Raw genomic sequence first — 7,828 nt, forward strand, 5'->3', positions numbered from 1 at the left:
ACTACTATGCGATTATACTTAAAATTGACGCCTTAAAACGAGAAACACCCGGCAAACTGAGATTGCCGAGTGTAGTAAATCGTGTTGATGCATTTGTTATAAGTACATCACACCGCAAAACCAAAGTGACTACCATCTGACATTTCAACATCAAGACGTAACTTGCCACCCGTTGCTTCAATATATTTTTTAAGTGATGACAATTTAATATCTTGCCCTACTTTTTCCATACCAGAAATAGTCGGTTGTTTTACACCCATAGCTAGAGCTAATTCATTCTGAGTTAAAGCAGCCCTTTCACGTAACTCTGCTAAATGAATGTTTAATAAAATTTCTGTTGCCAACTCTTGAGCTTGAGCAACAACTTCTGGCTTTTCATTCGCCATTATTTCTTGAAGTGTACGAGCCATATTATTACCCTCTATTATTCAAATGAGCTTGAAATTCTTGATCTGCTATTGGGATCATCTGTTTGTAAAAACGTTTTTCATTACCGCCTTTGTTACCAGCACATAATAAAATACCTTTACGCTCAGGATCGAAAGCAAAAAATGCTCTCAATGGGTCACCGTTACTTTGAACACGAAGCTCTTTCATATTTGTAAACTTCGAGCCATAAACAGTATCAGCGTAAGGCCTAGAAAGGTGCGGACCTTTATTTTGAAGTAACAACATACCTGCGATCACATTTGCACGTTCTGAATCGTTTAGTGAATCAAACCATTCATCAAATGTATCCGTAGTAATAACTTCCCACATAATAATTCCCTACAACCTTAATATAGGCCACATATTATATAGGTTCAAACCTATTATCAAGTATTGATGCAAATTTGTACTTATAACGCCTGCATAACACGTTTGCTACTATACAGACCTAGCTGAATTTTAACGCCTTAATCACTGAAACTAAAGGCAAACTGACAACGCCGAGTGTAGCAAATCGTGTTGATGCATTTGTTATGTGTGTTCTTATAAGCCAAATTTTTCCCTCTCAAAGGGAGCGCTGTAATACTAAAAAGTAGATTACCCAAATAAACCGACTCACAGAAATATTATGAATATTTAGATATTATTTAAAGATAACCTCAGAAAAATGTGGATTATCAACTAAAACTTCCAGTTTAGAGATACCATCTAATTCAACTAGAATTTCAGTTTCATTAGTATTGAGTTTGATACATTCATTCTTACTTTCATTACGTGATGTATCAAGAGCAACGCCTTTGATAGACTCACCCACTTTCATCGTTAACCTAACTGGATATCGGCATAAGCAGACGATTTCAATATAATCATATTCATTGCAACTTATCATAAGATTTACCTCTGAAAATGGATTACTTACTTTAAGCCTGAATACTGGTTATTGCAATAATCTCAAAAAAACACATAACGCCTGCATAACACGTTTGCTACCATGCAGATTAAGCTCAAATTTACCACTTAACTCGCTAAATTCAAAGAAGCCTAGAATGCCGAATGTAGCAAATCGTGTTGATGCAATTGTTAGGCTACGAAATCAATATTTTATATAAAACTTCAATATAATGCGTCATGTTAGCCTTTGATGTATTAAGTTCTTCTTGTAATTCAGTTATATTTTGCTCTAAAACAGCATGTACTCTAGCAATTAACTTATCATTTATTTCACAAGTTGAAGCGTAACTGAGTACTTGAGTTCGCAATACAAGCTTGTGGTAAATATTCTTTATTGTATCAAATGATTTATGTAACCCTTTTTGCTTTCGTCCATCTAGGCGATTTAGCTTGGAAAAACTCAATTCCAGCTCATCAATATGTGGTTCAACTTTATTCAACAGCTCTCTCAACTTTTTAGAGTCTAGATAAGCTAAGTGAACCAAATAGTTTTTAATTTCCGACTCTTTCCCTTCGGATGATAGATCATCATTAGACAGCTCGATAGAAATATTCTGAACTTCAACCTCGATTAAGACTTCGCACAAATTTCGATATAATATGAATATCGTTTCACTGACATGATCAAGGCTATCTATACGCTTTTCCAGTAATGCACCTTTTTTCCAAGTATTCAATGCTCGATAAGCGACAATCGTTGCGAGTACTGTTGCTATAGACGATACTCCTGATAAGATATCAACCCAAGGAATATCATTTACACATTCATTTAAAATCAATTATTTATCCCTTAACTTAAATACTTACGCTTAGTGGCCTAACGCCTGCATAACACGTTTGCTACCATACAGTTCAAGCTCAAATTTACCACTCAATACGGTAAACTCAAAGAAAACCTAGAATGCCGAATGTAGCAAATCGTGTTGATGCGATTGTTATGGCACTACTCATTGAGCAGATATTCTACTTTATTTAGTAATGAAGAATACCTCTTTAACGTATCACTAATACCAAACCTAATTAACCACGAGTCTTTTGATGGGACATCTGCCATGTAGCTAACACCAAAGTCAACTTGAGGATCCTGTAATAATAAACCACGATTGAAGAACTCTTGGGCATATGCATTAATTTCATCGACCTCGAAGTCTAAATTAACCTCAGTGTAATTATGACTTCCAATAGTATATAAAGGATAAACTAATTCACAATCAATCGGCTTCAAGGCACATAGTTTCATAAAAAGTTTTATTTTTCGGTCACTTAAACCTTTAGTGCATAATACAAAGCGCTCAATCTGTGCATCTGTAAATGAAAAGTCAGGATCAGATGAAAAAAGTAATGCATAAGCTCCTAATATAATTTCACTTGGTGTCTCAGTTACTGCTAAGGCAAAATCAGCAGCTAATTTTTGTCCTGCTTCACTTAAACATTTATTTTTAAACTCAACTCTTTCTTTTTCCGTCATTCTCTCAGTATTTAATTGCACACCAGTTAAAAAACTTTTAACTCTAAATTGTTGGAAATCAAATTTAGCTTTTTTAATCATTGAAAATACATCAATAACCACACTAATTTCTGAAGAACAAGCTGCCATTATTTTTTTCATTTAACCACCAAACCTTTTTAATAACCGGTGCCATAACGCCTGCATAACACGTTTGCTACGATACAGACTTAGCTGAATTTTACTGCCTTAATCACTAAAACTAAAGGCAAACTGACAACGCCGAATGTAGCAAATCGTGTTGATGCATTTGTTACACGATCTTTGTCAACGCTTCGCTTTAATTGGTAAAGAACTGATTTACCAAGATTTACTGGAAACTAAGTTTAATTAGACTGGCTCAATTTAGCGAGCAAAATATCATTTCAACGGCAATAACGGTGAAACGAAACAATCCCTTTTTCTTACGCTATTTGTACGATCTGGTTTCAGCAAGTTTTAAGCTGATAAACCAAATATCCTTACCACAATTGGGATTAAAAATGCTGCAAGGAAAACACTGACGCAGGATAAAATGAGGCAAAACCATGAACAATTGAAGCCTGAATTGGTTTCTGAAACCCATGAATTTTTGGCAATAATAGTTAATTGCCGAACCTGATAAAACGAATATTAAAAGGCAACAAAGAAAAAGGAAACCCACCCTACTTTCACGCCTAAAAAACTAACGGCTCAATCGCTGAACTGAGCAAAAAAACTGCAATCTTAGAGTTCGTGTAACGCCGCAATAACACGTGCAAACGACCGACTTTCAAAACCAATTACACTCCAAACCACAAACGCCGAGTGTAATTAGCATCGTGTTGATTGCTTTGTTACACGATCTTTGTCAACGCTTCGCTTTAATTGGTAAAGAACTGATTTACCAAGATTTACTGTAAACTGAGTTTAATTAGACTGGTTCAATTTAGCGAGCAAAATATCATTTCAACGGCAATAACTGTGAAACGAAACAATCCCTTTTTCTTACACCATTTGTACGAATTGCTTTCAGCCAGTTTGGAGCTAATAAACCAAATATCCTTGCCACAATTGGGATTGAAAATGCTGCGAGGAAAACACTGATTCAGAATAAAATGAGGCAAAACTATGAACAATTGAAGCGTGAATTAGTTTCTGAAATCCATGAACTTTTGGCAATAATGGTCAATTGCCGAACCTGATGAAACAAACACCAAAAGGAAACAAAGAAGAAGGAAAACCACCCTACTTTTACATCTAAAAATCGAATGGTTCTATCGCTGAACTGAGCCAAAAAACTGCTATCTTTAGTTCGTGTAACGCCTGCATAACACGTTTGCTACTATGCAAACCTAGCTGAATTTTAGCGCCTTAATCACTGAAACTAAAGGCAAACTGACAACGCCGAGTGTAGCAAATCGTGTTGATGCATTTGTTAGTTGTAATTACTTAAATTTAGTAAGGAACTCCAAAAGTGCCTTTTGAGGGTCATCTTCGTGAGATGTGATCATTTTAATGCCCCATTGTTCTAATATTGCTTCTTGAACCGGGTTAGGTCGATGAGTAAATACATAAGACTTAGGCTGAGTCCCTCCGCATTTATTTGAACTCCACAGCTTTGCTAATTTATAAAATAAGAAGCGTAAATTTACATCCGCTAAACTATAACCCACAAATAAGACAGATTTGCCGAGCACATCAGATCTCAGTTTTATATCTAGAGGGGATTCAAACTCCAGTCTTTCATAATAGCTTGACTCATCGAGAACAATTGACTCATCGTTATCAAAATCGCCATGAAATTTGATTACTTGTGTTACACCATCTTTTATTTGTGGTATATCAGATACGCTAGCGATTTTCGTATAATCTTTTTGATATAACTCTAAAGATCGTTCAATCCAACGATCGTAATTCGTTGTATATATAATTGGAAATTTAGCATTAGCGATTGATTTATGAATCTCAGATGATGGTAAATCCACATCACTTGAATGCCAATTTGTGTCCATCCAGCTTCTTAGTGGTCCTATTGTCCCTTTTTTTATACGATAATATTCAGCTAAAGCTAAGCTTTCACCAAATGTTTTATAAATATCAGGATCATAACCAAGCTCTGTTGCTATTTTATTAATCAATTCAGACCATGTTGGCAAACCGAGGTTTTTAGATACACCTGCGCCAACAAATAGAATTACGTTACCTTCTTTGTACGACCGAATTAAATCATCCATTAAAGTACATTCTCCACTAAATATTTAGAAAATTTTTCAAAGGCCTTTTTTCTCATAGACATATCATTCTTTTTTTCACCTAATTCAGCAAAAGTAAGATCATGACCTTCGGGAATGAAAATGCAATCCCATTGAAACTCCTGATTGCCTCTAGGTTCAGGTGAAATATTTCCGTTTATTTCACCCTCAAATAACTTAATATTTTTCGCATCACAATAAGCAATAACAGTTTTAGCTTTGAGCGCTGTGTTTTCTAATTTACCAAATAACGAAGAAAACTTATCTGGTCCTAATTTATCCCAAAAGACCTGAGTTAACCCGCCAGGAAAGCCTGAAAGGCTTTCTATGTATAACCCTGTATGTTCAATAAATACTGGACGACCAATTTGCTGAAAAGCCTTAAGTACTTTATCCCTAACTATATCTTCGATATTCTCAGTTTGAATTTCATGAATTTTGATAGGCGCATGAACAATAGAGACTCCTATATCACCAATAATAGTCTCAACTTCTTTTGCCTTTAATGGATTTGTTGTTACGAATCTTATTTTCATTATTATTACTTCATTCCTGCCAACTGATTACAACTAACGCCTGCATAACACGTTTGCTACGATACAGACTTAGTTGAATTTTAACGCCTTAATCACTGAAACTAAAGGCAAACTGACAACGCCGAGTGTAGCAAATCGTGTTGATGCGATTGTTATATTATTGATAATTTACGATATGATTTAAAGAATACTTTTTTTGGGATTATAAATGTATAATCTGTAAAGTCTGGTTGACAAACTTCAATATCATCATCAGTTTTCAGCACGCCATATCGAGAATAAGCATTTTGACTCCCTATGATTTCTACCTTTAAATTATCTTTATCTGCAGTAAGTAAAAAAGGTGATATTTGTGCTGCATGATATGCGTCCCAATCAAAAACTTTAGTTGCATTAAATCGTCCAAGAAAACGATCATTAAAAATAAATTTAGCACTATCTAATAATAAAGTTGATTTTGGAAATGCCTTCCTAGCAATTTCATCAGCTTTACTTATTACAAGGTGATTTAAAACTAGCCCTCGTCCGTAACAAATTAATTCTGATGCTGGAGATTCATATTTGGTATCGCCATTAAGATAAGATCTTATCTCATCATCAGTCATATTGTCACTAATCCAAGCAGAATCATAAGTCGAGATATCATTTTCAGATTCGTAAACAAAATCGATTTCAGACAAAAAGTCCTTATTAAATCCTTTCCAATTAAAGTATTTCACTACATTGATTGCCATTTCTTTGCTCTCAAAAAAGTAACACCCTCGTAATCTAGATACTTTCTGTGGAAAATCACGATGCCTAATAATGTCTATTCTCATTTCTTGTTCAAAATAACTCCAATCGGAATGTTTTTGTGAGTTTTTTAACTTAGAGTATTGCCATAGAGATAAAAATGAACGCCTATATTTTTCTTCTATATCTGGTGAGCTGTCAATTGACGATATTCTTCCAATCGCGACTTCCCAAGCAACTATTGGATTACTAATGTTCAAATAACACCAAAGCTTTTTATTTTTATACATATTTGTAATCCTATATTTTACACTTATAATATAACGCCTGCATAACACGTTTGCTACCATGCAGATTAAATCCAAATTTACCACTTAATACGGTAAACTCAAAGAAACCTAGAATGCCGAATGTAGCAAATCGTGTTGATGCATTTGTTATATTTCTAAATCTACTTGATTATTGCCCTATCAGCACTGTGCTCTTTATATAAATACGATAATAACCAATAGCACTACTTATTATAAATAAAATGTCTATTAACACTGCCACTGGCGAGCCAACAATGATGTCATGAGCTCCCCAAACTACTGTCCCAAAAACCATTAGCCAGCGCATAAGTTTATCGTTATGCATGAATGAGGCTTTAGTATGAAATAACGAAGCAATACAACTTAGTACACTAGTGATGCCATTGAACGTTAAAATAGTGCCTAATACTGTCACAAAATAAAACAACCATTTCATTCTTGGATCCGATATAAAGATCCCTGCAAAGTAACGAGATGCACCAATCACCAGGGCGAGAGCGTGAATGGCTAACTTTTGTTCATTAAAATATTAACCTGACGTTTTGCATAAGTAACCGAGTTCAATAGAGTTGAGATACTATTAAATTTTACTTAATAATAACGTTACAAATTGACAAAGAATTACATTCTCAACAAAATTTCAACTCACGCTCTTACCCTGCACCAATCACAAGTAAGCATGCAGCGGTCCACTCTTCTAGTAAGGCAAAATGGGCAGCAATTAATAACGCTGAAATACTTAGTGCTAATAAAAGTGTCTTACGATTTGTAAATTGAAATGATGCGATATCGAATAAAGCAGCTAAACCTACCAATATCTGAGAAATAATAAAAAAGGACATAAGTCCTCCATCAACAAATAGAAAATTTAATGAGTAAAATTAAGATAATGCACTCAAAGTAATCCTGATATCTTGAGCTATCTTTTTAAAATACTATTTATTGGGGAGATATATTGCTACAGCTTGAACCTGAGGAAGATAATTGAAATAAATTGAGGATATTTGACTGACTAATGAACTCATAGTAAAAACCCTCATAGCTGTGGTGATAAATCATTGGGGGTAATTCTATATGTTAAAATTAAAAAAACAAACCTATAATTACCTTTTGTTACGGTTAACCGTTAACATCTTGGAAATATAACGC

At 34.5% G+C, this 7,828-nt stretch carries 10 protein-coding genes; all 10 read right to left on the minus strand.

The window, feature by feature from the left end:
- Positions 1–107 precede the first annotated feature (107 nt).
- On the minus strand, positions 108–410 hold the full coding sequence (locus PVK62_RS16735) for a helix-turn-helix domain-containing protein (protein ID WP_274445508.1): 303 nt from the start codon (positions 408–410) through the stop codon (positions 108–110).
- Positions 411–414: 4 nt separating this feature from the next.
- Complete coding sequence (locus tag PVK62_RS16740) at positions 415–759, minus strand: type II toxin-antitoxin system RelE/ParE family toxin (RefSeq protein WP_017020975.1); 345 nt, start codon at positions 757–759, stop codon at positions 415–417.
- A 313-nt stretch (positions 760–1,072) separates the two neighbouring features.
- On the minus strand, positions 1,073–1,318 hold the full coding sequence (locus PVK62_RS16745) for a Rho-binding antiterminator (RefSeq protein ID WP_274445509.1): 246 nt from the start codon (positions 1,316–1,318) through the stop codon (positions 1,073–1,075).
- A 196-nt stretch (positions 1,319–1,514) separates the two neighbouring features.
- The gene (locus PVK62_RS16750; RefSeq protein ID WP_274445510.1) at positions 1,515–2,159 is read right to left on the minus strand and encodes a hypothetical protein; all 645 of its coding nucleotides are present in this window, start codon (positions 2,157–2,159) and stop codon (positions 1,515–1,517) included.
- 164 nt (positions 2,160–2,323) lie between these two features.
- Entirely contained in the window at positions 2,324–2,989 is a 666-nt protein-coding gene (locus PVK62_RS16755; protein WP_274445511.1) for a hypothetical protein, read from the minus strand.
- Between the two features lie 1,304 nt (positions 2,990–4,293).
- On the minus strand, positions 4,294–5,082 hold the full coding sequence (locus PVK62_RS16760; protein WP_274445512.1) for an SIR2 family NAD-dependent protein deacylase: 789 nt from the start codon (positions 5,080–5,082) through the stop codon (positions 4,294–4,296).
- Positions 5,082–5,636: a non-canonical purine NTP pyrophosphatase gene (locus tag PVK62_RS16765; protein ID WP_274445513.1), complete on the minus strand. Its 555-nt coding sequence runs from the start codon at positions 5,634–5,636 to the stop codon at positions 5,082–5,084. Before PVK62_RS16765 ends, PVK62_RS16760 begins: the two co-directional genes overlap by 1 nt.
- A gap of 152 nt (positions 5,637–5,788) precedes the next feature.
- Positions 5,789–6,658 (minus strand): hypothetical protein, encoded by an 870-nt coding sequence (locus PVK62_RS16770; protein WP_274445514.1) that lies wholly within the window; start codon positions 6,656–6,658, stop codon positions 5,789–5,791.
- 169 nt (positions 6,659–6,827) lie between these two features.
- Complete coding sequence (locus PVK62_RS16775; protein ID WP_274445516.1) at positions 6,828–7,166, minus strand: YgjV family protein; 339 nt, start codon at positions 7,164–7,166, stop codon at positions 6,828–6,830.
- 166 nt (positions 7,167–7,332) lie between these two features.
- Entirely contained in the window at positions 7,333–7,521 is a 189-nt protein-coding gene (locus tag PVK62_RS16780) for a YgjV family protein (RefSeq protein WP_274445517.1), read from the minus strand.
- Between the last annotated feature and the right edge of the window lie 307 nt (positions 7,522–7,828).

This window comes from Aliivibrio sp. S3MY1 (assembly GCF_028765575.1).
Classification (GTDB): Bacteria; Pseudomonadota; Gammaproteobacteria; order Enterobacterales; family Vibrionaceae; genus Aliivibrio.